The sequence below is a fragment of the Flavobacterium sp. DW-iso2 genome, from assembly GCF_058725285.1.
This window is the reverse complement of the sequence record NZ_JBZXDY010000034.1, coordinates 1-21897: the sequence shown is the minus strand read 5'-3', so window position 1 is coordinate 21897 and position 21897 is coordinate 1. Positions and strand designations below refer to the sequence as shown.

22 protein-coding genes, 1 tRNA gene and 1 pseudogene are annotated in these 21897 nt (G+C 32.8%); 8 read left to right on the top strand and 16 right to left on the bottom strand.

Annotated elements, in window-relative coordinates; translation table 11 throughout:
• Window positions 1-134 precede the first annotated feature (134 nt).
• The 9 genes and pseudogenes from AC4PRO_RS16695 to AC4PRO_RS16655 form a co-directional block, all read right to left on the bottom strand.
• Window positions 135-1049, bottom strand: a complete 915-nt coding sequence (locus AC4PRO_RS16695) for a helix-turn-helix domain-containing protein (RefSeq protein ID WP_492118183.1) — start codon at window positions 1047-1049, stop codon at window positions 135-137.
• Window positions 1050-1104: 55 nt separating this feature from the next.
• Window positions 1105-2142: an aldo/keto reductase gene (locus AC4PRO_RS16690; RefSeq protein WP_492118182.1), complete on the bottom strand. Its 1038-nt coding sequence runs from the start codon at window positions 2140-2142 to the stop codon at window positions 1105-1107.
• A gap of 202 nt (window positions 2143-2344) precedes the next feature.
• Window positions 2345-3649 carry a site-specific integrase gene (locus AC4PRO_RS16685; RefSeq protein ID WP_492118181.1) on the bottom strand — a complete coding sequence of 435 codons (1305 nt, stop codon included), beginning with the start codon at window positions 3647-3649 and terminating at the stop codon, window positions 2345-2347.
• Between the two features lie 291 nt (window positions 3650-3940).
• Window positions 3941-4022: transfer RNA gene (locus tag AC4PRO_RS16680), tRNA-Tyr, on the bottom strand.
• A 173-nt stretch (window positions 4023-4195) separates the two neighbouring features.
• A pseudogene (locus AC4PRO_RS16675) lies at window positions 4196-4582 on the bottom strand (TlpA family protein disulfide reductase); the annotation flags it as partial.
• A gap of 18 nt (window positions 4583-4600) precedes the next feature.
• Window positions 4601-5377 carry a DUF4369 domain-containing protein gene (locus AC4PRO_RS16670; RefSeq protein ID WP_083380484.1) on the bottom strand — a complete coding sequence of 259 codons (777 nt, stop codon included), beginning with the start codon at window positions 5375-5377 and terminating at the stop codon, window positions 4601-4603.
• Window positions 5378-5771: 394 nt separating this feature from the next.
• Complete coding sequence (locus tag AC4PRO_RS16665; protein ID WP_074723828.1) at window positions 5772-6005, bottom strand: hypothetical protein; 234 nt, start codon at window positions 6003-6005, stop codon at window positions 5772-5774.
• Window positions 6006-6180: 175 nt separating this feature from the next.
• Entirely contained in the window at window positions 6181-6621 is a 441-nt protein-coding gene (locus AC4PRO_RS16660; protein WP_074723829.1) for a KTSC domain-containing protein, read from the bottom strand.
• 176 nt (window positions 6622-6797) lie between these two features.
• On the bottom strand, window positions 6798-7046 hold the full coding sequence (locus tag AC4PRO_RS16655; RefSeq protein ID WP_074723830.1) for a hypothetical protein: 249 nt from the start codon (window positions 7044-7046) through the stop codon (window positions 6798-6800).
• A 94-nt stretch (window positions 7047-7140) separates the two neighbouring features.
• Here AC4PRO_RS16655 and AC4PRO_RS16650 point away from each other — a divergent pair, with 94 nt between their 5' ends.
• Window positions 7141-7686, top strand: coding sequence for a hypothetical protein (locus tag AC4PRO_RS16650; RefSeq protein WP_074723831.1), 546 nt, complete (start codon window positions 7141-7143; stop codon window positions 7684-7686).
• A 31-nt stretch (window positions 7687-7717) separates the two neighbouring features.
• Here the strand turns inward: AC4PRO_RS16650 and AC4PRO_RS16645 are convergent, their stop codons facing one another.
• Together AC4PRO_RS16645 and AC4PRO_RS16640 are read right to left on the bottom strand one after the other, a co-directional pair.
• On the bottom strand, window positions 7718-8113 hold the full coding sequence (locus AC4PRO_RS16645; RefSeq protein WP_074723832.1) for a response regulator: 396 nt from the start codon (window positions 8111-8113) through the stop codon (window positions 7718-7720).
• Entirely contained in the window at window positions 8110-10953 is a 2844-nt protein-coding gene (locus AC4PRO_RS16640) for a PAS domain S-box protein (RefSeq protein ID WP_492118180.1), read from the bottom strand. The genes AC4PRO_RS16645 and AC4PRO_RS16640 overlap by 4 nt, the downstream gene beginning before the upstream one ends.
• A 489-nt stretch (window positions 10954-11442) precedes the next feature.
• Between AC4PRO_RS16640 and AC4PRO_RS16635 the strand changes: the two genes are divergently transcribed.
• From AC4PRO_RS16635 to AC4PRO_RS16610, 6 genes are all read left to right on the top strand, one after another.
• A complete protein-coding gene (locus AC4PRO_RS16635) occupies window positions 11443-11595 on the top strand; it encodes a hypothetical protein (protein ID WP_175460287.1) in 153 nt (50 codons plus the stop codon).
• Between the two features lie 11 nt (window positions 11596-11606).
• Window positions 11607-11837, top strand: coding sequence for a hypothetical protein (locus AC4PRO_RS16630; protein ID WP_074723834.1), 231 nt, complete (start codon window positions 11607-11609; stop codon window positions 11835-11837).
• Window positions 11838-11844: 7 nt separating this feature from the next.
• On the top strand, window positions 11845-12225 hold the full coding sequence (locus tag AC4PRO_RS16625) for a YchJ family protein (protein WP_492118179.1): 381 nt from the start codon (window positions 11845-11847) through the stop codon (window positions 12223-12225).
• A gap of 224 nt (window positions 12226-12449) precedes the next feature.
• Window positions 12450-13568, top strand: a complete 1119-nt coding sequence (locus AC4PRO_RS16620; RefSeq protein WP_074723837.1) for a vWA domain-containing protein — start codon at window positions 12450-12452, stop codon at window positions 13566-13568.
• A 188-nt stretch (window positions 13569-13756) separates the two neighbouring features.
• The gene (locus tag AC4PRO_RS16615; protein ID WP_492118178.1) at window positions 13757-15220 is read left to right on the top strand and encodes an AAA family ATPase; all 1464 of its coding nucleotides are present in this window, start codon (window positions 13757-13759) and stop codon (window positions 15218-15220) included.
• A gap of 167 nt (window positions 15221-15387) precedes the next feature.
• Window positions 15388-15981: a 2OG-Fe(II) oxygenase gene (locus tag AC4PRO_RS16610; protein WP_074723840.1), complete on the top strand. Its 594-nt coding sequence runs from the start codon at window positions 15388-15390 to the stop codon at window positions 15979-15981.
• A 218-nt stretch (window positions 15982-16199) separates the two neighbouring features.
• Here AC4PRO_RS16610 and AC4PRO_RS16605 read toward each other — a convergent pair whose 3' ends face one another.
• The 3 genes from AC4PRO_RS16605 to AC4PRO_RS16595 form a co-directional block, all read right to left on the bottom strand.
• The gene (locus tag AC4PRO_RS16605; RefSeq protein WP_492118177.1) at window positions 16200-16910 is read right to left on the bottom strand and encodes a DUF4339 domain-containing protein; all 711 of its coding nucleotides are present in this window, start codon (window positions 16908-16910) and stop codon (window positions 16200-16202) included.
• A gap of 101 nt (window positions 16911-17011) precedes the next feature.
• Window positions 17012-18154, bottom strand: coding sequence for a saccharopine dehydrogenase family protein (locus AC4PRO_RS16600; RefSeq protein ID WP_492118176.1), 1143 nt, complete (start codon window positions 18152-18154; stop codon window positions 17012-17014).
• A gap of 229 nt (window positions 18155-18383) precedes the next feature.
• Window positions 18384-18944, bottom strand: a complete 561-nt coding sequence (locus tag AC4PRO_RS16595) for a DUF6642 family protein (protein ID WP_074723844.1) — start codon at window positions 18942-18944, stop codon at window positions 18384-18386.
• 284 nt (window positions 18945-19228) lie between these two features.
• On the opposite strand from AC4PRO_RS16595, the gene AC4PRO_RS16590 reads away from it, so the two are divergent.
• On the top strand, window positions 19229-19705 hold the full coding sequence (locus tag AC4PRO_RS16590) for a hypothetical protein (RefSeq protein ID WP_492118175.1): 477 nt from the start codon (window positions 19229-19231) through the stop codon (window positions 19703-19705).
• Between the two features lie 279 nt (window positions 19706-19984).
• Here the strand turns inward: AC4PRO_RS16590 and AC4PRO_RS16585 are convergent, their stop codons facing one another.
• Window positions 19985-20161 (bottom strand): Hc1-related histone H1-like protein, encoded by a 177-nt coding sequence (locus AC4PRO_RS16585; RefSeq protein WP_074723847.1) that lies wholly within the window; start codon window positions 20159-20161, stop codon window positions 19985-19987.
• A 521-nt stretch (window positions 20162-20682) separates the two neighbouring features.
• Entirely contained in the window at window positions 20683-20997 is a 315-nt protein-coding gene (locus tag AC4PRO_RS16580; RefSeq protein WP_074723849.1) for a helix-turn-helix domain-containing protein, read from the bottom strand.
• Window positions 20998-21897 lie beyond the last annotated feature (900 nt).

Here is a 21897-nt window from a genome sequence, read left to right as displayed (position 1 = left end):
TGCTAAGAGGTACACTAAGTTTGGGATTAAAAAGGGATATTTTTTTATTTCACATAAATACACCAAAAACATAGCATCCTTAAATGCAGCACAATACTTAAATTTTGCTTGACTGCTGTCTGTGGAATCATTTGTTAGTTATATGCTTTTCTAAACTGTATGGGCGTTAAATTTGTTTTGTTTTTGAACAGTTTGCTAAATGATTGTGGATAATCAAATCCTAAGAGGAAAGCAATTTCACTAACGCTCATTTGAGTAGTTGTTAAAATATCTTTGGCTTTTTCGATTAGTTTATTGTGAATATGTTGTTGCGTGTTTTGACCCGTTACATTTCGTAACATATCACTCAAGTAGGCAGAAGAAACATTGAGTTCCTTTGCTACTTTATCAACTGTAGGTAATAGTATTTCTGAATTTTTAGAGAAATAATTTTCTAAAACAAATTCAAAATTTATCAGTAAATCATTGGTGGCCATTTTTCTTGTTAGAAATTGACGACTGTAAAACCGGTTGCAATAACTCAAAATCAATTCAAGATTAGACACAATAACATCTTGACTAAAATTGTCTAAACGTGAATTGATTTCATTTTGAATATTTTTCACAATGATTTCAATTGTTTTTTCTTCTTCTTCAGATAGGTGTAATGCCTCATTTGTTTCGTAATTAAAAAAACCGTAATTTTTAATAGCTTTACCTAATGAATATTGTCTAATTAAATCAGGATGAAATAATAGCGACCAACCATCATTATTTTTGTCTTCTTCTTTATCAACAGCTATAATCTGATTTGGCGCAATAAATGACATTGTTCCTTCATCAAAATCATAATTATTTTTGCCATATTTAAGTTGTCCTTTAAAACTTCTTTTTATAGAAATGTTGTAAAAATCTAATAGTAATTTTTGATTTTTGGATTGATTATTAGGAGTCGTTGTAGAATGGTCAATAATTGTAATTAATGGATTTAAGGGACTTGGTAATCCCAAAAAATGGTGTATAGCCACTACTGAATTTATTTTTATGATATTTGGGTTTAAATTTTTCATAATTTAATATTAGCAGGCAATACTAAATTATTGCCTGCTTTGATAATTTGTAAATTTAAGCATTTTGGAAATCAATTCCTGCACTTCTATCCATTGTCATTATTTCAAGAACATTTCCTGGATATTCAATAGGTATTTTGCTAACATTATTTAATTGTTCCAATTCATCGTTTGTAAAAGTAACTTCTACCGCTTTTAAATTATCTTCTAATTGATGTAATTTTGTAGCACCAATGATTGCACTTGTTACAACAGGTTGGTGTAGTAACCAAGCCAATGCTAATTGAGCAATTGACACCTTTTTTTGTTCAGCCATTGGTCTCAACACGTCTAAAACATCATAAGCTCTTTCTTCGTGAAAAGGTGGAAACGGAAAAGTATTTAATCTTCCTTCTTCTTTTTGCCCATTTCTTTTGTATTTACCTGTTAATAAACCACCACTTAAAGGACTCCAAATAAGCATTCCAACATTTTGGTCTAAAAGCAAAGGAACAATTTCACGTTCTGCATCTCGAACATCTAATGAATAGTTGGCTTGTAAAGAAGCAAAACGATCTAAATGATTGTATTTTGAATAACTCAAGCCTTTCATTAGTTGCCAAGCGGAAGTATTACAAGCTCCAAAATATCTTATTTTACCACTTCTAACCAAATCATCCAACGTTCTAATGGTTTCTTCGATAGGAGTTAATGGGTCGATGGTGTGAATTTGATAAAGGTCGATATAATCAGTTCCGAGTCTTTTTAAAATGGCATCAACTTGTTGAATAATGTGCTTTTTTGAAAGTCCAAGGTCATTCTGACTTTTACCCATTGTACCTCTAACTTTTGTAGCCAAAACCAAATCATCTCTATTAATATCTAAATTTTTGATGGCTCGACCAATCATTGTTTCCGATAATCCTTCTGAATAAATATTAGCTGTGTCTATAAAATTGACGCCTGCTTCCGTTACGGTTTTAATTTGTTCATCTACTGCATTTTGGTCGAGATTTCCCATATAGCCAAAAAAACCTTTCCCCCCATAATTCATCGTCCCTAAACATAGAGTTGAAACTTTTAAACCTGTATTTCCTAAAATTTTGTACTTCATTTTGAATGTTTTAATTGTGAAGTGCAAAGTTCAGTAGTTTATAAAATCAGTTTGTATCCAAATTGATTTGTTTTGTGTTCAAAATGAAGTTTAAAATGTTTTAATTGGATGATTGTTTTCTTTGGAGGTGTAATTACCTCCTAGGCTTTATATATCACCTTATACAATTATAAACTCTCTGGTTGACATCACAAAATTTTGGTCAAGATAGGTTATATTTTTGCTTGATCTTTTTTATTTCCTTCTCTAATCTGGTGAGGATGACTAGATCTGACTCACACATGACAGGATCAGTTTTATTTATCCGTTTATTAAGTAATGCCATTTCCCGTCCAACTGTAACTTGTTCCGTTATAGCATACGCTTCTGTCTGCTTCACAGAGGAGTGCCCAAGCATTTCCTTCACAACATTGATTGGGACGTTATTTTGTAAGGTAACGGTGCTCCCAAACGTTCTGCGAGCCATATGAGTATTGAGAGTAAACGGAAAAGCACACAGTAATGCAATCTCCTTTAGGTATTCGTTCATTTTTTGATTTGAAGCAATAGGCAAAACAGTGCCACGTTGTAAACAAAGAGGATGTTCTTTATATTTTTCGATTATTTTAAGCGCTTGCGGTAGGAGAGGGACATTAGTTGAAGATCCTGTTTTTTGTCTTTCAGACATGATCCATGATAATTTATCGACACCCACTTTAATATCAGTCTTTTTTAATTGATATACATCAATATAAGCTAACCCTGTGTAGCATTGAAAAACGAACACGTCTCTCACCACATTGAGTCGGTCAGTACTAAAGTAATGTCGCTCCAATTCATATAATTCCTGAGTAGAAAGAGGTTTTTTTATGATTTTTGATTTTTTACCTTTAAAGTTCTTAAATGGATCTTTTAAGATGACTTCATTGTCAATCGCACGTAGAACTATCTTTTTAAAGTTAGCGATATATTTAAGGGTTGTATTATTACTGCAATTGCGCACAGACCGTAAGTAAAATTCAAAGTCTTTTATAAATGCGAGATTCAAATCAGAAAATTCGAGATCTTCTGCATTAAATTTAAGTCTAATAAAAGCTCTTAAATGATTAATAGTGATTGTGAAACGATCAAGAGTTCCTTTTGCATATCCTTTACCTAGTAGAGCCGTCATTTCATCGTTATGTTTTTGGAATTCTTCAACAACTTTCGCTCTTGCAGCATTTTTTCCCAAAATGTAATCCATAACTTTCTGAGCAGTTATAGGTTTGCCGTTATACATATTCTCAGTCTTATATTGATTGATTTTAAGAATAAGAGAATCCAAGAAAAAGTTAATAGATTTTGCATCTTCCTTGGAACCGATTGCTCTTTCTAGTTTTTGATCCCAACGTAAGATATCCCACTTACGTTTTGTAGATGTTTCTTTAGGAATTCCATCGACGGTAATTCTAAGGTAAACGGCTCTAATTTTACTTTCATTGCGGGGGATTTTCAAAAAGAAAACCAGCCCAAAACTGCTTTCTAACATAATTCAACTTTTAGGGTTAATAAATGTAGAATTGTAATTTCAAAAAATCAAGTCGTTAAGTACGTTAACTACAGTATTAATGGGGGTTTAGATGATATTCTGTGGCACATTTTAAAAAATACAAATGTGCCACGATTCTGCCATAGAAACTTTGAGCGTTATTATAAATTTTGACAAAGTGCAGAAAATGAAAAAAGCCTGCAAATCGTTGGATTTGCAGGCTTAACACTGTTTTTGAGGACTTTTGAAAAGATTGAAAAGCTTTCATTTTTCTTTCTTAATCCCTTTTTGTGGGGAGAGTAGGATTCGAACCTACGAAGACGTAGTCAGCAGATTTACAGTCTGCCCTCGTTGGCCGCTTGAGTATCTCCCCGAAGCCTTTGAGTACAACACTTATGTTGTTAGCGGTGGCAAATATAGTAACACTTTTCGTTTCTGCAAACTAAATTTGAACTTAATTTTAGTATTATTTTTAACGTATTGGTATTGAACAAAATAAAAAAATCTCCACTAGGGAGATTTTTTTATTTTGTTCTTGAAAAGCGATTATTTGGCTAAAAGTTCAAGGATTTTTGTTCTAAGTTCTGCACCTCTTAAATCTCTTGCCACGATTTTACCAGAAGCATCAAGTATAAAAGTTGCAGGAATTGCTTCAACTCCATATTGAGCTGCAATTGGTTCATCCCAAAATTTTAAATTAGAAACCTGATTCCAGGTTAACTTATCTTTTGCGATAGCTTCTTTCCATTTAGCTGCATCTTTATCTAATGAAACACCAATGATATTAAGCCCTTTTGAGTGTAACTCTTTATAAATCGCAACTACATTTGGGTTTTCTTGACGACATGGACCACACCATGAAGCCCAGAAATCTACAATTGTAACTTTCCCTAAGCTTTCTTTAAGAGAAATGACTTTCCCTTCTGGGTTAGGGGCAGAAAAATTAGAAGTTCATTTAGCGTCTCCAACAGGAGCAGCAGTAGCACCAACAGCAGGAGTATTAATTTCGGTAAGTTTTGTTTTTACCGTTTTTCCAGCTTTAGTGTTTTTTAAAGACTCTTCTAAACTGTTGAAAATTGTTTCTGTTTTTTTAATGTCAGCACTTGGATCGTTAGCCATTCCTTGTACAATTAAAACACTAATATATGATTTAGGATGTGATTCAGCGTAAGTTGTATATTTTGCTTTAGTGGCAGCACCAACTTCTGCTTGAATTTCTGAATATCCTTTCATCAATTTATTGATTACAGCTGTATCTTTCACTTGTTGTGCTGTATTCATTGCTTGCATGTTTTGATTTTGGAAATCCATTAGTTTCTTTTGAACTACTTTAATTTCCTCATTGAATTTAACATACTCATCATTACTGTAAGTTCCTGAAACTTTCGATTTTTGAATACTGTCTTTATCAATAGCGATAGTGATTTCTCCATTTTCTAAGATAAAAGGAATTTTTCCATAAGGTTGTTTTCCAGCTACTGATTCTAATTGTATTGTATGGAAAGCTGGTTCAGTAACTTTTCCTTTGATTTCAAACTTACCGTTTTCTACTTTTACAGTATCTAAAGCTGTAATAGCACCAGTAGTAGGATCTTGAGTTTCTAAGATTATAGTTTTACCATTTTCAATACCAGTTGCAGTACCAGTGATAAGGAATTCGTCTTTTCCAACTTTGTTGCAAGAAAATAAAACAACAGCAGCAGAAAGTAATAAAATTATTTTTTTCATTATTAATTTAGTTAATTAAGTTAAGTGTGCAAAAGTATTTAAAATTATTAAGGTACAATTAATTTTATGACCTAAATTTTTGTTATTTTTTTAGTATTCACAATGATAATTAACCGAGGGAAGCTGTTAAATTATCTAATAAAAGGGTGCGACTTAAACGAGATAACGTTTGTAATACATTATTTCGGTTAGCAATATTCTTTAGTCTTTGTTTCGCGAGAAATTAGTGTTTAATTTAGAGTGTTATCAGTATTTAGTCAAAGCGTTGTAATAATGTTGGTAGTTGTATGCAGGAAGATAGGGATTGATTGAAATCACTAATCTAGTTTAATAGCACTCCTTTTTTTAAAATAGTGGGTATTTTTGATTTAGAGATTTAACATAAAGGTGGTTTTTAAGGTAACTGAAATTGCAGTTCACATCGCTGAATGTCAGATTCAGCTTGTTCTATTTCATTTAAAGTAATCTTGATTTCTAGATTTACCGTTCTTAATTCTTTGTGCAAGGCAGCATTAATAGGGTCTGTTTCTAGGCTTAAGTCAATTTCGGCCTTTGTTGCTTTTAAAATGTTTAGGGTTTGTTCTGCCTTTTTATGTTGTGATTTGTACCTGTCGTAGTGATTCGTCATTTGTATAGTAGTATTTAAGCACGCCTAAAGTACTTAAAACAAATTAATTATACTAGGACCTATAATTTAATTTTATGCAATCCTATTTTGTAGTCAAAAGACTTTAAAGTAAAATAACAGCGCATAAAAAAAGCACCCAATTAGGAGTGCTTTTATATTTCTCTTTTAGAATAATCTAGTCTTGGTTCAATGTTTTTCTCCAAGTAAAAGATGTAAGAATATGTCTTTTTGCAAATCTTCCTGGAGAAGATGCATTCACCATTTTTACATAAGTTGCTTTAGGTACACTGATGTACTCATAAACGCTACCGTTTGAAAAATTGATGATCAATCTACCTTCAACAAATTTATAATCTGTTATTGCTGCAGTTGTAATTGTTTCTGTATATTCAGGTAAGTTCAACTTTGTAGTTTCAGGATTGATACTTACTAAGAAGTGGTAGGCCTCAATTACTTGTTTACTTTTTTCTTCAGCTGCTTTTAATCCTGCCTCATCACCTTGAAATTTATCAGGATGACATTCTTTCATAGAATTACGGTAGATCGTTTTTAACTCTTTAAGCTCTGCAGTTTTTTCTACATTTAGCAGTTTGCGGTATTCAACTATTTTTTTCATAAATATGGTAACTACTTGTCTTTTAATATAAAATCAATATAATTTGGTTTCAGAATCGACAAATTTTTTGCAAAGGTACACTTTTTTTTAAAATTTTAGTTTGAGACTAAAAAATATTCCTAAAAAAGAGAGTACATTAGTTATTATTTTGCCAAAAAAGAGACTCTAAAACAATGTTATTGTTGTGGTTTGTTGTTTGCTTTATCGAAATTCTTAGACTTTTTAGGGTACTTGTTGTGGCTGATATCACTAGGGTTTTCAATGATTGACTTAATTGTAATATAATCTCCTAAATTATGATTAGAAATCGCCATTTTATAGTCTAAAAGATATATACCACAAAAAAAATTGTTGTTTTCATCTTTTTCCATTATCCCAGTATAAACCCCTTTTTGTAACATTTTTTCTTGTGAAGACTTTGTCATGATCAATTTAATTTTATAAAATTCTAATTGGCAAAGTTAATCAAATATTTAGTTCCCGCTGCTGCATTTTAGACTTTCTGATTACCTTTGTTCAATGGAAAAAATATTTCGTCCCAGTCCCAAATCTTTTAAGAACACTTTTTGTGTGTTTCAGGAGGTACTGTTAAACAATCTTGAAGGATTAACGGTACAATATGAAAGTAAGTCGGGGAGTTGTTATTATTATACTAAATTAGGGATGTTTCGAGTATCAAATCATTGGGGACGATTAGCTAATAGTAAATGGAGATTAGAACCTATGAAACCTGAATCTGATTCAAAAACAAAATTAGGTTTTGCACCTTGGACACAATTTTATCCTGATAATTCGCTGGAAGAATTATATTATTTAGAAATGAATTATGGGAAGAATGCTGTTAATTACCAGCACAAAAATAATCCTAATTATAATGGAAAAGCAGTACTTCGTACAAGTTTTGAAACCACTAAAAAAATCAAACAAATTAGGAATCTACTCAATTTGACGGCATGGGCTAAGTATTATGAATACGATGACTTAGATGTTTTGCGGAAACAAATTATAGAGGAATTGATTTTTACTAATAAAACTTTAGAAGAGATTAAGCGTGAGTTAATTTGATTTCTACTACAACTTAATTGCGGTTTGATATTTAATCATTGGAGGCGATCAATTCGATATCATTTAGCGAAATAGGTTTAGACAAATAGCCTAAAATTGCAGGATATTTTTTTGATTTATTCCTGTCTTCAATAGCAATGGAAGAACTAGCAATGTAGACGCTAATGTTTTCATTTTTTAAAGATTGCAGCATTCCCATTTCTTCCATAAACTCCCATCCGTCCATAACAGGCATATTGATGTCAAGTAGAATAATATCTGGAAGTAATTCCTTATTTTCTATCGTATTGATCAAGGCAACTATTCCTTCTTTTCCATCACGAAAGGATGAGATAGCTGAGAATAGAGCTGTTTTTTGAATAATTTTAGTAATTATAATTTGATAAATTGCGTCATCGTCTATGACCCATATTTTCTTTTTTGTCATCGAATATAGATTTTAAATGTAGTTCCTATGTTTGGTGTACTCTCGACCGTAATGTTGCCGTTCATAGCGTCAATTTGGTTTTTTGTAATAAATAAGCCAATTCCCTTTGATTCAGGATTATTGCTGAATGTTTTGTACATCCCGAAGATTTTGTCGGCATTTTTTACCAGATCTATTCCAATGCCGTTATCCGAAATTTGCAGTACTTTCCTTTTATCTTCAATTAACCATTTAATGGTAATAATGGGTTTCCGGTCAGGATGCCTGTAACGGATTGAGTTAGATAGGATGTTATGTAAAACACTCTCTAAGTAGGAGGGGTTGTAATTGACCGTTACATCATTCGATATTTCGTTCAAAATAGAAACGTTGTGGGTACTTATTTGTTCAGAAAGTGCATTTTGCGCAGTCTCTACATATTGATTTAAGTTTAAAGATTCTGAAACCAAACCAATGTTGTTTCTTATATTGATAACATCATTGAGGTGTAGCATCGTTTCGTTTAACGAATTAGAAACTGATTTCAATAGCAGTAACATCTCGTTTTTTTCTTGCTCAGAATCTGAAGATTCAATTAACGACATTATTGATGCAATATTACTGGTATGTGATCTTAGATTATGAGATACAATATAAGAAAAATTCAAAAGTCTTTTATTTTGTTCGGTAACCATGTTAAAAGAATACTTCAAATCTTTTTCTGCTTCCTTATTTTTGGTAATATCGATCATAATTCCCCGTAAGCCACAGGCCTTATCATTTTCAAAAACGATAGTTACGATGTCTTTTAGCCAAACAATTGAACGGTTTTTTGCAATCATTCGATATTCAAAATCATGGTTTAAATTTTGACTTGTTTTTAAAATACAATAATTAATTGCAGTTTCCCTGTCCTCTGGATGAATGTGGTCTGCCCAAAAAGTAGGACTTGCAATCCATTCCTGTGAAGTGTACCCTAATATTTGCTCTACTTTTTTACTTATAAAAGAAAAAGAAAAGGTTTCAATATCGCTTTCCCATACGATTCCATCAATAGTATTGATGAGAGATTCAGTTCTTTTTTGTGAATCAATAATTTTTTTTTCAGCTATTTTTCGCTCTGTAATATCCTCTGTTGATATGATTACTCTTTCCAGAGAATCTTCATACCCTCTCAGTACGCTATATACAAAATGAATATCTCTGATTTCACCTGTTGGTTTTTTTATTTTCGCGTCCATCATCAAATGCCTTTTTCCTTTGCAAATGGCTTCTAGATGCTTTGAAAAAGAAGGGATAGATTCTTCGCCAAATAGGAGATCGACATTATTAAGAAGTTCAGATTTGGTTTTTGGAGCGTATTGAATTAAACATTGATTATTGACATTTACAATTTTTACTAGAGAGAAGCATTTTTTTACTACTTCGGGATGGTTCCTAAAATAAGACGAAACTGTTTTACCACTTTCGTTAATGAGTTTTAACTCCAGAAGGTAATTTTTTACTGCAGAATAATCTTCTTCCCACAAAGGCATTGGTGAATCGTCAAAAAGGTTTTTAAAACTCATTTTGCTTTTTATAAGTAATTGCTCAGCCTCTTTTTTTAATGAAATATCTTCAACAATCGCAATATGTGTCGAAGGTTTTTCATCTATATTCCAAAGTGGTGAAACGGTAAGATTAGTCCAGATAATTTTCCCCGACTTTGTTAGGTACCGTTTTTCCATGGAATACTCCCTAATTGTTCCTTGCTTCAGTTTTTCCAAATTAGATAGATCTTCTTTTAAGTCGTCAGGATGCGTTACGGATTGAAAAGTTCTATTTTGTAATTCTTGCTCTGAATATTCTAATAATTTGCAATATTTTTCATTAATCTCGAGAAAATAGCCGCTAAAGGAATCCATATAGGCTATCCCCACGGCCGCTTGGTCAAAAATAGATTTAAATTTTATTTCACCATCAGAAAGATTAGCGGCCTGTTGTTCCACTAAAAGCTGTAATTCAGCTGGTTTTTTCAGCATCAGGGTTATCAGAAAACCAAATAATCCAGCTAAAAGCAAACCGAAAATGGCGGGTAGTACAATTTGTGCATATAGATAATTTTGATGCTTTGATGTAAGGTATATCTTCCAATCGCCGTCAGGAATACTAATCGCAACGCTATAATTGTTTGAAAATTTGTTCTCTTTGGGCAGATAGAAGACTTCTTTTTCACTAGCAGGATCTATTTTTGAAAACTGAAAGTAATATTTAGCACTGTCGATGCTAGAAACTCCTGAAGACTTCAATAAATCTTCTAGTTTAATGATTACTGCTGAAAAACCCCAGAATTTATTATTCTGGAATACTGGAAGACGCCCTACAATTCCAACACCGCCTTGCTTTAAATTAATAGGGCCTGCAAAGTACATTTTTTGATTTCGAATTGATTTTAACGCTTCTTTTTGAAGATATACCGACTTTAAAATATCTAAGCCCATTGCAGCTTCGTTGCCTTTCATGGGTAAAGTATACCGAATTACTCCTTTAGGAACTAATTGTACGGCTGAGATAGTTTGATTTGAAGCTAATAATTTCTTGCCAATGCTGTCGAAATTTTCAGGAACTCCTTTATCATTTATCGTAAGAGCTAAGGTTAGTGTTGTGGTATACGAATTTTTAAGTGACTGTTCAATATTTTGACGAATAATTTGAAGCTTATTCCTCATAGCATACTGTTCGTCATCTTCAATTATTTTATATTGTTGATAGCCTATGTATCCAACAATAGTGCTCAAGAATAAGAACGTGAAAAAACCGGTAGTTCTAGGCTTCGTTAAAAACCAACTGAAGTATTTTAATCTATTATTTTTAGAACTCATTTATACTTTTTGATAGATTTAGGGAATCTTGAATTATTTATATAAAAAATTAATTAGTAAGATTCCATAAATATATTATAATATTACGGGAAACCGTAAAATTATAAAGATTTAATTAAAGTAAGGAATGACTGCATTCGTATTGAAATGCGGTTTAAAAACTTACTAAGCCTATATAGTCAACTAATTTATTGTTTTGATTTTTATTAAACGAAGAAATAATGTTAATAAATTAATTTTCATTGTTTATTATGATTGAATTATTAATTGAGTGTTGTTTTTAAAGAGGCTAATTAGTTATAAAAGATCCTAATTAGCTGCAGGAGTTTGCTATTAGTTAAAATTTAAATGCCGAACTTTGCCCCATATTTGTATAATACAAGTACCTTCTACTTAAGATAAAAGCTATTTTTTTTTTAAAAAAACTATGGAAGTACCATGGTGATTAGAAGACTTGTTTTTTAATAAGAGATTGATAAATAAACTATTATGAGCAGGAATAACGAAAAAAACATCAAAAAGCATAACGATAAGCTTCATAAAGCGCAGGACAGAGTTAAAAACGCAGAAATTCTTCGCAAAGAAAAATTAAAAGAAATTACTAAAAAATTTCACGACGCAAAAAATTTAGATACACTGTAATTAAAGAAATAATGGAAAACGATAAATTCATCGAATTGAACAAAAATGTTCAGGAAATAATTGATTTGATTGCAGCTAAGAATGCAAAAGAAGCGAATAATAGATTAGTGGAAGTTAGTGAGCAGTTAGATGATTTTCTTGATTTCTCAGATGATGACGAGGATTTGATTGAAATCAGTAAATATCAAGTATTATTGAATCAATTGTACCAAAAGATAATTGCTCTTAACGGGCAGGCATAACTGATACATGAAAACATTAAAATGCTATTGCGGTTCGCTAAAGGAGTTTAGTCAATGTTGCGAAGTCTACATTAAGGGAATTAAAAAAGCTCCTACTGCAGAAGCTTTGATGCGTTCCCGCTACTCTGCATTTGCTACCCAAAAAGCAGATTATCTCGTAGCTACAACTCATTTTTCTACTCGGAAACAGCATAGAAAAGAGGATATTCTAGAATGGTCTCAAAGCAATAAGTGGATTAAATTATCGGTTTTAGACACCACTGTATATACCGTTACTTTTAAAGCATTTTACCTTGATATCGAACTTCAAGCGCAAATTCATCATGAGCATTCTACTTTTAAATTAGAAGATGGAAGTTGGTTTTATGTTGACGGAGAATTTTATTAGTTTTTGTAGTAATCAAATAGGCTTGTATGTACATACCGCGTGAGTGATTGCAGCGGAAATCCTCTCTCGTCTCGTTCTTAAAACGAGACGAGAGAGATTGAGAGCGAAAAGCACGACCCTTGCGGTCACGCCCAAATTACGTTGAGGGGCTAGTTCATGTTTTAACTAAAAATTAATATTCGTTTGTCAATGCGCTGTTTCAAAATGATGTAATTTTAAAGTCTATGAAAAATGATACTAAAAAAGGTTTCTACTTCAAGCAATATGAGGCGCCAAATCAGTCTCCGTTTGATAAACTCTTTGGAATTTTCAAAGAATTAATCACGCACACTTCAGGAGATTTTGACGAAGCAATTGACTGGTTGCGGGAACTAGACAAAGAATATAAACTCACCGATGAACACTATTCCATCGATGATTTTATAGAAGATTTGAAGAAAAAAGGATACATCAAAGATGAACTTAAGGACGATGGAACGTCAGGTATTGGTATAACTGCCAAAACGGAACGTGCGATCAGGCAGCAAGCTTTAGATCAGATTTTTGGAAACTTGAAGCGCTCTGGAAACGGAAATCATAAAACAAAACATTCCGGCAATGGGGATGAGCATACGGGAGAATTTAGAGAGTTTCATTTTGGCGACGGCCTTGAACGAATTTCTTTGACCGAAAGTTTGCGTAACGCCCAAATCAATAATGGAGTAGAGGACTTTATGCTCACTGAAAATGATTTGGTTGTTGAAGATACCCAATACAAATCCCAGATGAGTACGGTGCTAATGATCGACATTAGCCACAGTATGATTTTGTATGGTGAAGACCGAATCACGCCTGCCAAAAAAGTGGCGATGGCTTTAGCAGAGCTGATTACTACTCGTTATCCAAAAGATACATTGGATATTTTGGTTTTTGGAAATGATGCTTGGACGATTGCCATCAAAGATTTACCGTACTTAAAGGTAGGGCCTTTTCACACCAATACCGTTGCGGGATTGCAATTAGCAATGGATTTACTGCGAAGAAAGAGAAATACCAATAAACAAATTTTTATGATCACGGACGGTAAACCGAGTTGTGTTCGCGAAAAAGACGGTAGTTACTACATGAACAGTAACGGTCTTGACGAATATATTGTCGATAAATGCTACAGTCAGGCACAACAAGCCCGAAAACTGCACATTCCCATCACGACGTTCATGATTGCAAACGATCCCTACTTGCAGCAATTTGTCAACAAATTTACGGAAGCCAATCAAGGGAAAGCCTTTTACACCGGACTGAAAGGACTAGGTGAAATGATCTTTGAGGATTATGAGACCAATCGTAAGAAGAGAATAAAATAGTGTTCAGTGTTCAGTTTTTAGTGTTCACTCGAGCTGTTGAAAATAGAATGTAGAAATACGAATAAAGAGAAAAAGACTTAGTGAACTTTGCGTGGAGCCTTGCGCCCTTTGCGGTTAAATAGAATAAGTAACGTTTAGAATGTAGAATAAAGACTTCCCGCAGTTTGCGGTTAAACAAATAAAAAAAAATGAAAATAGAAAACATAAATACATTAGGCGAATTAAAAGCTTCAGGATATCAAAGTAAAAGTATAAAAGAAGAATTGCGTACTAATCTTCGTGAGAAAATAAAATCAGGAAAACCAACATTTGATGGTGTTCACGGTTTTGAGAATACAGTGATTCCAGAGTTAGAACGTGCTATTTTATCGCGTCACAATATCAATTTATTAGGACTTCGTGGTCAAGCCAAAACGCGTTTAGCCAGAAAAATGGTCGAATTATTGGATGAGTATATTCCGTTTGTGAGTGGTTCAGAGATCAATGATGATCCTTTGAAACCTATTTCGCGCTACGCCAAAGATCTAATTGCGATAAACGGAGATGCGACTGCTATTTCATGGTTGCATAGAAGTGATCGTTTCTTTGAAAAACTAGCAACGCCAGATGTTACCGTTGCGGATTTAATAGGTGATATTGATCCTATCAAAGCAGCCAATTTAAAACTGTCCTATGCTGATGATCGTGTGATTCATTTTGGTATGATTCCGCGCGCAAACCGTTGCATCTTTGTGATTAACGAATTACCTGATTTACAAGCGAGAATACAAGTGGCATTGTTTAATATTTTACAGGAAGGTGATATTCAAATTAGAGGATTCAAATTGAGAATGCCACTGGATATGCAGTTTGTATTCACCGCAAACCCTGAAGATTATACCAATCGTGGAAATATCGTGACTCCGTTGAAAGATAGAATCGGGTCTCAAATATTGACGCACTATCCTGAAACGATACAAATTGCCCGTACCATTACGGAGCAGGAAGCAAACCTAGATGCTGTTCAGAGTGATATGGTTCACGTTCCTTCTTTAGCAAAAGATTTATTAGAACAAATCAGTTTTGAAGCTAGAGAAAGTGAATATATTGACAATAAAAGTGGGGTAAGTGCCCGTATGAGCATAACTGCTTATGAAAACTTATTAAGCACGGCAGAACGTCGTGCTCTAAAAGCTGGCGTTGATAAAACGACTTTGCGTTTGTCTGATTTTATGGGGATTATTCCATCGATTACTGGTAAGGTAGAGTTGGTTTATGAAGGAGAGCAGGAGGGAGCGGCTTATGTAGCCCAAAACCTGATTGGATCAGCGATTCATACTTTTTTTCCAGGCTATTTTCCTAAAATTGAAAAACTGGAAAAACCAGATGAAAAAACGGCTTATACGGATTTAATTGAGTGGTTTTTTGCCGAAAGCGGTTTTGAATTATTAGATGACGCTACGGATGAGGAATACCAAAGAATTTTGGGTTCAATAGTACCTCTCGAAATCTTGGTTAAGAAATACCAGCCCCAATTAGAAAAGGAAGACCGATTCTTTATGAAAGAATTTATTCTTTGGGCGATGGTAGAATATAAAAAACTGAGTAAAGACAGAATTACGGATGGTTATCAGTTTAAGGATATGTACGGCAGTTACATCAGTAAATTATAATCGAAAAATAAGAGTTATATAATTGTAAAAAGGATTCAGATTCACTTCTGGATCCTTTTTTTCTTCATATATACTAATAGTTACTAAGTTTAGTTTATAAAAATCTATTGCTATTTCTTTTTAAACTACCTTGCTCCGTTGGCATCACTTTCGGTCAATGTACTACAATGGAAAATAGCTTTGAAGCTTTAATTACCTCCTATATTGAGAATAAAGTAGGGATCTCTGAACATTTTTTAAGCGACGACTTGGCCAATAGCTTAAAGCAAAATTTACTCGCCTTAAACCAACAAAATTTATTAATTGTTGCAGGAACAGGTAATTCAGAAGTAATCGCTTATGATAACGCCGTGCGAAGTGATTCTATTTATTGGTTAGACAAAAAGCACAATAATGAATTTGAAAATGCTTTTTTTGAACAAATTGAAGCTTTTATTGCCTACTTGAATGAGAGTTGTTATACTGGAATTACGGGCTATGAATTTCATTATTCCTTGTATGAAAAAGGAGATTTTTACCTGCAGCATTTTGATCAATTTCACAATAACCCTAGTAGGAAGTATTCGATGATTAGTTATTTAAATGACAATTGGCAACCGGCTGATGGAGGAGAATTACTAATTCACCAAGAAAATAATAACCAGAAAATCGCGCCTACACAAGGAAAGACAGTTTTCTTTAAAAGTGATGAACTACTTCATGAAGTTTTAGTGACTCAAAATACCCGAATGAGTATTACTGGATGGCTAAAATGTGATTGATTTTTATCATATCTTTCGATACCAAATATAATAATTGGGTCACAGACGCAACGGATCTAGCACATTGCTACAGACTGATTTTAAGAAAGTCAATAGATCTGTCGTATGTACATGTTATTTTTTGATTTAGTCCGCTCCGTTAATAGTTGTATTATATTTTTAAGTCAAAAGTATTATTTGAGTATTGATTTAAACGGTATTAAAAGGAATAGTCTATTTTAACGAATCATTTCAAGTTGTAAATACAACCTGTCCGATTCATTTTCTAATTGGATTATTTGAGTTTCTATATTTTGGAGATCATTTTGTAACAAACTAATTTCTTCCGTTTTTTCACTTTCAGATCGAAAGAATGTAAATTTTTCGGCATCACTTAAATCTTTTGTCGATGTTGCTAATTTATTTTTATTGTCAATCAGCAAGGCCTTAATTTCGCTAATACGACTGTTGATCGAATCTCTTTTTCTCAGGTTATTATTTTCTAACGCTATTCTTTTTCTAATTTCCTCTTGAATGCGTTCTTCATTACGTTCGTTTTGCTCTAGTTTAATTTTTTCGTTGCTAAATTCGGTTTGTTTATTTTTTAAGTCTAATTCACTTCTTTTATTATTTTGAATGACATTAAGAATAAAAACGGTTAGGAGTATTGCTGAAAATAACAGCGCTAAAAAAAAGTGACTTTTTTTTAGTCCTAATATGGTTTTAGAAGTTTTGTAAAGCTCTATTTCGGGAGTAGTAATAGCTTGTTTTATAGATGGAGGAACTACTGTGAAAAACGATTTAAGTTCTTGTATGTCAGTAGCGTGCTTCCATTCGTCCATACCTTGGTGCCAAACTAAAGTAGCTTTGGTAAGCTGTTGGGTTTTTAATTCGTCTAGTGTAAATGGCCCACCATTCTCTTGGCCATTATTGATATAGTACGTTCTCATTATTTGCGAATATTAACTGTGCTTTAATAGAACGTAATATTACAAAAAAAATGTACTTTGTTTGTATTGAAAACGGAAGTTTGTTTTACACAAATTGGGTGTTATATTTTTCCATAAACTCTTGAAACAAAATTCCCATTAAGGAATGCTGCGGAGTCAATTTGGCTTTGTAGAAGAGCGCCTTTATACTTGCCTTCGAGTAGTAATTGTGCGGCTTGCGCCAAAGGTGCCGCAGTAGTTGTCTGAATCGCTCTTAATTGATGATTCCCTATTTTTTGTGGGAGTATGGTTTTGGCTATTTCGCGGCGGCGTAAAACTCCTTCGATGTCTTTGCCTTCTATGGCAGCATACAATACAATTTGGTCGTCCTCTATATGCGGAATTGCTTCTTGCATCTTCTGTTGGAGTTCTTTAATTGCATCTTTTGTAGTGCCTATTTTTTTTATTTGCTTTTCAATCCATACATAATGACCAGGATAGCGTAATGTTTTATAATCGAGATGGCACACTTTTCCAGATAAAGCATCTGGTAAATCTGCGGCACCTCCAGAGGTAAGATCTTCTTCATAAGTAATGCCGTCAATAATTATGGTAGCTCTTTCTGATAAGGACGGCAGTGTGGTTTTGACATAGTCCCTCAGTACAATGGTATCTTTCAGGTACTCGGTTGCCACACCTACGGGACTCCAAGTAAATCCGTAAAAGTGAGGTGTCACGGCATGTTTTGTTAAGGCACCAACTTTAAATTCTAGTGTGTGGATAGAGTTGACTTTGTAATCATTTTGAAATTGCTTGAATAATTCATGGGCTAATAAATCAATATAACCTGGCGCTAAGCCAGTCTGCAATAGAAAACCAGTAGTTGCATTTTTAGACAAAGTTATAATTTCCGCCGTTTCGGCAACATATTCAGTAAGGTTGGCGTAATGAAGGTTAAAGTCTTTTGCAAATTGAGCTATTCTTGGTGCTGCGACACCTGGCAGGCAGTCCAGAATGATATCTCCTTGTTGAAAGATGGTAATCATTTCCTCAGTTAATCCTTTTTCGTCAAGATTAAAAGCTTTAATGATACAGGGTTTTGTAGTTCCTTCCTCTATCCACTTAGCTACTTTTTTAGCTTTTAAAAAACTTCGATCGCCAATAAAAAGAGTTGGAGTGGTATCACTCCATTCGGCTAAAATTAAACTAACAGCCTCAGCAATACCTCCGGCTCCTGCGATAATAATATTGAAATGTTTTTTCATATATTAAAGTTAGTAAATTTTATGTAAACAACTGATTTTTAATTTATTAAATAGTAATTATGTTTAACTTTACTGGAAATTATATAGTTTTTTATTTTTATGGCTATGAAGGTACAAAGACGCTAATTTAATGAGTGAGTATTTTTGAAACTAGCGATAAGCACTCAGGTTCGCAGTAAAATTTTAACCTTGTAGATTTGGTTTAGTTATAAAAAATGGACTATTGTTTTTAGTAATACATTCTAAAGTCTAGCAGTTTACAAAGCGCATAATGTTTTTGATGCAATTCTTCAACTATTTCAACAAGGTCGTCTTGTTCTTCACATAAGCTGAAAAAAGCTTTGTCTAAGTGAATACTGCTCAAGGTATGTAATGATTCCCCGTAACCGGAAATGGCACGAGCATTAGTGATGTCCAAAAAGTACTGGGCTTCTTCGGCAGTTAAGTCTAAAACTTTTTTATTAGAAAAGTGTACTATTTTACCTCTTAATTTTCCTTCAAATAACTCAGCAATTTCCTCTAAGCTATAGTAATAATCATGTAAGCAAATATTGTTTTCTTGTCCGGGCATTACCAAATAAATAATAACATAATCTTTAAAATTATGATCGTCATAAAGTAAAGCACCTAAGCTTTCTTCTAATCCTTCAATGGTATCGCAGGTTTTGTAAATACTGGCAATATTATGCTCAAGGGCAAATTTTTCTAAGTTTTTTACCACCTCAGTATTTGTAGTGGTGTCTATGTCAGGAACACCTTCGAGGCAGAAGATAAAGGTTTCATCGTCCATGAAATTATGTTTTGTATTCGTAATTTTTAGACTAAATTAAAATATTTAAAGAGACTTTTTAGTTCTTATGACCAAATTTAATGTTAATTTTTATCCAGAAGTCGGATTCAATTATTTTCTGTATTTTTCGAAAATAATAGTATTTTTAATCTCCGTAAAAGAATATAAGCGAACTATGCTAAAATGGATTCAATCAGGTTGGTTGTAGTTAGAAAATCAACTATCTTTCTATCTTTAAATGAAATTAAAATTTTAATTAAATTAATAAAACTAATCAGCGAACTATGTCTAGATTAGACAATACTCAGAACTTACCAATCTTCCAAAAAGCAGAACTGATTTACCAATTAGTTGAAAGCTTGATGGGGTCGTTACCGGAAGACGATGATTATATTCAAGGAACAAAAGACTTGATGCGAGCCGATGCTATGATTATTACGGTAAAAATTGCGGGAGCCGAAGGAGGTGATTTATACAGTATTCGGATGCAAAATGCGGCTATTATTAGAGATCATGCGATGCACTTATATGTACAGGTGGGAAGTTTGCGATTTCATGAGAGTTATAAAGATTTAGAATACGTAAAACTCATTAGAAAAGAAATTGATGAATTTCGGTTGTTGTTTTTAGATTGGGTAGCTAGTTTTGACACTAGCAATCACATTTGGGATGAATGGGGTTTGTTTAATCCGCAAGGAGTAGTTCCACCGACAGAGAGTGATGATTTTGATATTAACGATTTTTTTGATGGGGATGAATAGATTTTATCCAAGGTTTACTTTCTGCCCAGGATAGTAACGAAAAGCCCGCAAGGGAAGAGCCCGTATAAAACAAAACCCAAAACAGCGACCAGAGGAAGCTCGTTTTGGGTTTATGTTTTAAGGGCGATTCCCGCGGACTTGTAGTGAATAGCCTGAAATGGCAGTCATGTGACTGCTACTATACAGCTGCTCGCTAAGTAAATTCCGTTTGAATAGTACTTAATGGTGTTAAAAAACAAAAGCCCCTAGATTGACTAAGGACTTTTGTGTAAAAGGGAATTATTTTTTAGACTCTTCGATAGAAAGTTTTCTAAATTCTTTTAGCATTTTTTCCATTTCTAAAGTTGACTTACGTGCTCTTGCTCCAGCAGCTTTTACTCCTTTTTCAATTAGAGATTCTGTTTCTGCAGTAAATGCTTCAAACTCAGCGTTAATCTTTGCTACTAATTCTTTCATGTCTTTTATTATTATAGTTAAGTTACAAAAATAGAATTTTGCGAAAGATAGCCTAGTAATATTATGTTAAAAATAACTCACCACTGCTATTTATTGCTCTATCAGTGGTGAAATTAGGGATTGTGTTAAGTACAATTGGCTAATTTGGAGATCAAACGAAAGCTGTTATTTTCTTTTTATTTGAAATTTTATTGATGTTTAAAGACTGCTAACTTGCTCACGATTGCTATTTTCCGATACAGAAAATAACTTTCCTTACTTTAATGGCGTTTTAAACCTCTGTGGTACAATTATGGTACAATTTAAAGCAAACTATCACAAAACTAAACAAAGTATCCTTATTAAGACAACATATCTCATGGGAGTTGTTTGTACAAAAATAGTTATTAATTTTGAATGTTTATTACATCACTGTTATAAAAAAGCTAAGTCTTATATGATGGTGATACCTAGAAATTAGGATTTAAAAAAAAAGAGGTCAAAAGAAAAGAGGTCAAAAATCTAGTTTTACTTCAGATTTTTCACCTCTTTTCAATATCATTTTCGATCTCGAAATAAGTTTTTACTCGACCAGACTTAATCCATTTCATTAACTCATGCCTGTAAAAATAAATGCGTTTACCTTGTTTATTAAATGGGATTTCCCTTTTACACACTTTACTATAGATTGTTGATACCGATAGATTTAAAAGTTTTGATGCTTCTTGAATGTTTAGAAGTTCTTCCTTATTTTCTTCTACAGTAGAAATTCTTGCAATTAGTTTTTCTAAATAATCCAATTTATCATGAATCTTGTTCATCATTATAGGTATTTGGTCAAAAGTGAATGGCTTCATGGCGATCTGTTGTTTAAAACTTCACGTAAAAATATCCAATACGACCATTGGAGATAATAGATGTCCTTTAAAGCGAGAGTTTGGCGTTTAATTTCTAATTATTACTAATTCTAAGGCAATTGAGAATAATTATTCATATCAGCAAATGTGGGTTCGCTTCATCTAGTTTAATAGCGCTGTACAAACAAATTTTGATTTTTTTTGTAGAGGATTTGAAACGTTTACCGTAAATATTTAGAATTAGATATCGTTATCATTTATGCTGTAAATTCCAATGCTATTGATCACTCAATTCCGATTTAAAAACATGATTAAATCTTTTTTAGTATTGTAATTCAAGTACTTATGGAAATTTATGGATCCTAATTGTAATTTTATCACAGCTGTTTTTTTATCAATATACCTACCTTTTTTTACGGAAATAGTACCTAACATAATATATTTTTTACTCTTAATTTGTAGTTGTAAATAGATTGCTAATTGTAGTGTAAATAATAATGTTACGCTAAAAAAAGTCATTATAAACTTATAAATTTTATATATAAAGAAAAACTATCTTTTGTGATTTTGCCGCGGATATGGGAATCGTTATAGGGGCTTGAAGCAAGTAGATGCGATTAATCGAGAAGGCTATACCACTATTGATTTTTCAATGTATGATAGACTTCAAGCTGGCTTTGGAAAATTTGTATTTATAACACGTAGAAGTTTTGAAAAAGAATTTAAGGAAATGTCAAAAAAAACTGAAGAAAAGGTAGAGTAGGATTCGAACCTAATCGGCTGAACCCTTATCTATGCTGCATTTGTCTAAATTTATAACCCAATGTGCCACGATATTGCCATAAGAACAAAATTAATTAATTTCATGGATAAAGGGCAAAATTATCAGCTAATTAACTT

Excerpts from the sequence above, each read along its gene's own strand:
- AC4PRO_RS16695 (WP_492118183.1), bottom strand. The coding sequence starts at position 1,049 with ATGAAAAATTTAAACCCAAATATCATAAAAATAAATTCAGTAGTGGCT.
- AC4PRO_RS16650 (WP_074723831.1), top strand. The coding sequence starts at position 7,141 with ATGGAAAAAATATTTCGTCCCAGTCCCAAATCTTTTAAGAACACTTTT.
- AC4PRO_RS16595 (WP_074723844.1), bottom strand. The coding sequence starts at position 18,944 with ATGGACGATGAAACCTTTATCTTCTGCCTCGAAGGTGTTCCTGACATA.
- AC4PRO_RS16605 (WP_492118177.1), bottom strand. The coding sequence starts at position 16,910 with ATGAGAACGTACTATATCAATAATGGCCAAGAGAATGGTGGGCCATTT.
- AC4PRO_RS16620 (WP_074723837.1), top strand. The coding sequence starts at position 12,450 with ATGAAAAATGATACTAAAAAAGGTTTCTACTTCAAGCAATATGAGGCG.
- AC4PRO_RS16610 (WP_074723840.1), top strand. The coding sequence starts at position 15,388 with ATGGAAAATAGCTTTGAAGCTTTAATTACCTCCTATATTGAGAATAAA.
- AC4PRO_RS16665 (WP_074723828.1), bottom strand. The coding sequence starts at position 6,005 with ATGACGAATCACTACGACAGGTACAAATCACAACATAAAAAGGCAGAA.
- AC4PRO_RS16580 (WP_074723849.1), bottom strand. The coding sequence starts at position 20,997 with ATGAAGCCATTCACTTTTGACCAAATACCTATAATGATGAACAAGATT.
- AC4PRO_RS16625 (WP_492118179.1), top strand. The coding sequence starts at position 11,845 with ATGAAAACATTAAAATGCTATTGCGGTTCGCTAAAGGAGTTTAGTCAA.
- AC4PRO_RS16660 (WP_074723829.1), bottom strand. The coding sequence starts at position 6,621 with ATGAAAAAAATAGTTGAATACCGCAAACTGCTAAATGTAGAAAAAACT.
- AC4PRO_RS16615 (WP_492118178.1), top strand. The coding sequence starts at position 13,757 with ATGAAAATAGAAAACATAAATACATTAGGCGAATTAAAAGCTTCAGGA.
- AC4PRO_RS16655 (WP_074723830.1), bottom strand. The coding sequence starts at position 7,046 with ATGACAAAGTCTTCACAAGAAAAAATGTTACAAAAAGGGGTTTATACT.
- AC4PRO_RS16690 (WP_492118182.1), bottom strand. The coding sequence starts at position 2,142 with ATGAAGTACAAAATTTTAGGAAATACAGGTTTAAAAGTTTCAACTCTA.
- AC4PRO_RS16600 (WP_492118176.1), bottom strand. The coding sequence starts at position 18,154 with ATGAAAAAACATTTCAATATTATTATCGCAGGAGCCGGAGGTATTGCT.
- AC4PRO_RS16630 (WP_074723834.1), top strand. The coding sequence starts at position 11,607 with ATGGAAAACGATAAATTCATCGAATTGAACAAAAATGTTCAGGAAATA.
- AC4PRO_RS16685 (WP_492118181.1), bottom strand. The coding sequence starts at position 3,649 with ATGTTAGAAAGCAGTTTTGGGCTGGTTTTCTTTTTGAAAATCCCCCGC.
- AC4PRO_RS16640 (WP_492118180.1), bottom strand. The coding sequence starts at position 10,953 with ATGAGTTCTAAAAATAATAGATTAAAATACTTCAGTTGGTTTTTAACG.
- AC4PRO_RS16645 (WP_074723832.1), bottom strand. The coding sequence starts at position 8,113 with ATGACAAAAAAGAAAATATGGGTCATAGACGATGACGCAATTTATCAA.
- AC4PRO_RS16670 (WP_083380484.1), bottom strand. The coding sequence starts at position 5,377 with ATGAAAAAAATAATTTTATTACTTTCTGCTGCTGTTGTTTTATTTTCT.
- AC4PRO_RS16585 (WP_074723847.1), bottom strand. The coding sequence starts at position 20,161 with ATGAAAGAATTAGTAGCAAAGATTAACGCTGAGTTTGAAGCATTTACT.
- AC4PRO_RS16590 (WP_492118175.1), top strand. The coding sequence starts at position 19,229 with ATGTCTAGATTAGACAATACTCAGAACTTACCAATCTTCCAAAAAGCA.
- AC4PRO_RS16635 (WP_175460287.1), top strand. The coding sequence starts at position 11,443 with ATGAGCAGGAATAACGAAAAAAACATCAAAAAGCATAACGATAAGCTT.